Below are 2,618 nucleotides of genomic sequence, written 5' to 3'. Positions count from 1 at the left end.
CGTCCATTGTGAGCACCCTTGCAGAAGATGACTCTTCTAACGGTGCTCCCAAGACCGCGCACAAACAATCTGAACGGCCGCGGCGCTACGCTTACAATCTACCAGTGCTACTCCCGTCTCCAGATCGGAGCGGCGAGGGCTGATCTATGGCGAGTGCTCGTCCTTCTGCATGAGGGCGGCATCTACGTCGACATCGATGCGACGTTCTCCCACGTGATTGCGGCAGAGGAATGTCTCAACGGAGCCATATAAGAACCGGCGCGGAACTGGTTGCCGACACCAGCTGCGGGTGTGGGGCGATCGAGCCGATCCAAGTACATTAACGCCCGTTCGTCTTTGAGCGTGCGCAGTGCCCACGCTCTCGCGCCAACGCCGGATCGAGAAGCGCAGAAAGCGCGGCAAGTGCGGTTATGCTGACAAATGGCCGAGCTGCCAAAAGCTCCGCCTCAGGGCATGCCGTCCGTTCGAACATCCATGCTGGAACCTCCAGCCAACGATCTGCTTGCGATCCATCCAGCGTGCAGCGGAAGGCGACATCGCCAGCCTTGTCGACGGCCCCATGAACGCAAACTCGGCAACCAAACCAAGGATGATATCGATAAAGAACCTCGCGAAGAACGGTCCTGTGGGCGTTCTCAAACCTCGTTGTACAACGGACGACGTCCGCATTCGAGTCTTGACGACATGACTCCGGATCAAGCCTACTTCAACCTTCCGCCGCTCTGCGCGGCGGCCTAACCCCGGCAGAGGCTCCACTTATCGACGCGGAGATTCTGTTCAGACAAACGGGACCAGCTCATTCCTTGGTTTCGAATTTTGTTGTCGGCGCACTCCATACGCTCTCAACAATTATCGTTGCTTAATTCTACTTTTGCAACAATGATTTCACGATCAGCAGATGAACTTTTTTGACACGGATGAATCACGCGGGTTCTGAGATACGCCAAAGAAATTGATTTTCAGGCGGGCGATGGAATCGCAGGCGAGGAATGAGAATGCCAACCAAGCGCAGCGGACCAGCAGCAACAATCCCGAAAAATTATGAGGGGATCGTCAATCTGATCACTCGCGAATACCCAAACTTGTCGACCGGATTTCAGCAGATCGCGAGATTCTTGACGCAGAATCCGAATGTGGTGGCACTCGAATCGATCAATGCCGTCGCCGCCAAATGCCGGACGCATCCGTCGAGCCTCGTCCGTTTCGCGCAGAGCCTCGGCTACTCCGGCTTCAAACAGCTGCAATCCGTTTTTCAGACAAGACTTGCCACTGCCGCCCCCGGATTTCGGGAGCGCATCAGCGCGCTCGAGAGCGAACTTTCACGAAATAAGGACCACGGCAGTCTCGGCTATTTGCGGGATCTGGTCGTGCGCGACATGGCGGCACTTCAAGATCTTCTCGAAGTCATATCGGAGAAAACCCTCGCCGACACCGCCAAACTGCTCGTGGAGGCGGAAACGATTTACATTGCCGGACAACTTCGATCCGAACCTATTGCATCATTGCTCAGGTATCTTCTGACGATGCTGCGCCGCCGTGTCGTCCTGCTTGACCCTGCCGGTGGGCTGGCGCAAGAAATGGCGACGACCATGACCGACCGCGACGTCCTGATCGCGATTGCATTTCGACATTATGCAAAAGAAGTCGTCGTCATATCCGAGGTGGCCGTAGCCAACGGAACTTACATCATAGGCATTACCGACAGCCAATTGTCGCCCCTCGCGAAAGACGCCCGGACACTCTTCACGATTCCGGAGGACGAATATCTGTTCTCCAGGTCGCTCGCGGCACCGATGTGCTTGGTCCAGTGCATTGCGATGGCAACGGCCGCCCTGCTTCAGCCGGGCCAGGACTCGACGCCACGAATTCCGACGGTGACCGAGATGGCGCGCAATCGAACGTAAGCGCGCATTTTACTGCACAGGCTGCGCGCGCGGCTGGCTGCGGCGTCGCGTGACGCCGGGCCCCAGCGGGATCATCGGAACGGCTTGATTGATCCTGAGCGTTCGACCGTCAGCCGCTGTCGTTGTCAGCTGGCAGGTTTTTTTGAGCGGTGCAGTTGAACGGCAACAGATCTTCGATATCGGCGTCTGGCGCGCGCTGGGGCAATTCGGTGAGCGCGTGACGTAGCCATGCATAGGGATCGACGCCGCATGCCCGGCATGTCAGCACCAAACTGTAGATCACGGCGCTTGCCTTGGCGCCGGCAACGGTGTCGCTGAACAGCCAACTTTTTCGTCCAGTGCAGAACGGCCTGATGTCGCGCTCCAGAACATTGTTATCGATCGGGGCGAGACCGTCACTGGTGTAACGGGGCAGATAATCCCATTGGTTGCGCGCATATGCCTCTGCGGCTTCGGCCGACCAGGTCGCGCTAGTAGACGGCGTACCCGTTCGAATTCATCAATCGAGACTACCGGATCATGCTTGCCGGTACATGTCTGCTTGTTCCAAAGGATCAGCCCCGCATAGAAGGGATTGCTCAGTATTCTGTAGATTGTGCTCATCGCAAGCGGTGTATCACTTAGGGCCCGTCCATAAATAACTCAGTCAATTCGTTTTGGACGATGATTTTTTCGATGAGGTGAAATCGTATAGTTCCAGTCGCCATGGAACGA

Annotated in this window: 3 protein-coding genes and 1 pseudogene; 2 read left to right on the top strand and 2 right to left on the bottom strand. The window is 56.5% G+C overall.

What is annotated here, in order from left to right:
* Positions 1-27 precede the first annotated feature (27 nt).
* Both ABID58_RS37275 and ABID58_RS37270 read left to right on the top strand, forming a co-directional pair.
* Positions 28-252: a glycosyltransferase gene (locus ABID58_RS37275; RefSeq protein WP_354037796.1), complete on the top strand. Its 225-nt coding sequence runs from the start codon at positions 28-30 to the stop codon at positions 250-252.
* Positions 253-995: 743 nt separating this feature from the next.
* Entirely contained in the window at positions 996-1,904 is a 909-nt protein-coding gene (locus ABID58_RS37270) for a MurR/RpiR family transcriptional regulator (RefSeq protein ID WP_354037794.1), read from the top strand.
* Between the two features lie 109 nt (positions 1,905-2,013).
* Here ABID58_RS37270 and ABID58_RS37265 read toward each other — a convergent pair whose 3' ends face one another.
* Entirely contained in the window at positions 2,014-2,400 is a 387-nt protein-coding gene (locus tag ABID58_RS37265) for an IS66 family transposase (protein WP_354037795.1), read from the bottom strand.
* Positions 2,385-2,507 (bottom strand): annotated as a pseudogene (locus tag ABID58_RS37260) (recombinase family protein); the annotation flags it as partial. The pseudogene ABID58_RS37260 and the gene ABID58_RS37265, both read right to left, overlap by 16 nt.
* Positions 2,508-2,618 lie beyond the last annotated feature (111 nt).

The sequence above is a fragment of the Bradyrhizobium sp. S3.2.6 genome, assembly GCF_040546885.1.
Taxonomy (GTDB): domain Bacteria; phylum Pseudomonadota; class Alphaproteobacteria; order Rhizobiales; family Xanthobacteraceae; genus Bradyrhizobium; species Bradyrhizobium cytisi.
This window is presented reverse-complemented; position numbering and strand designations above follow the sequence as displayed.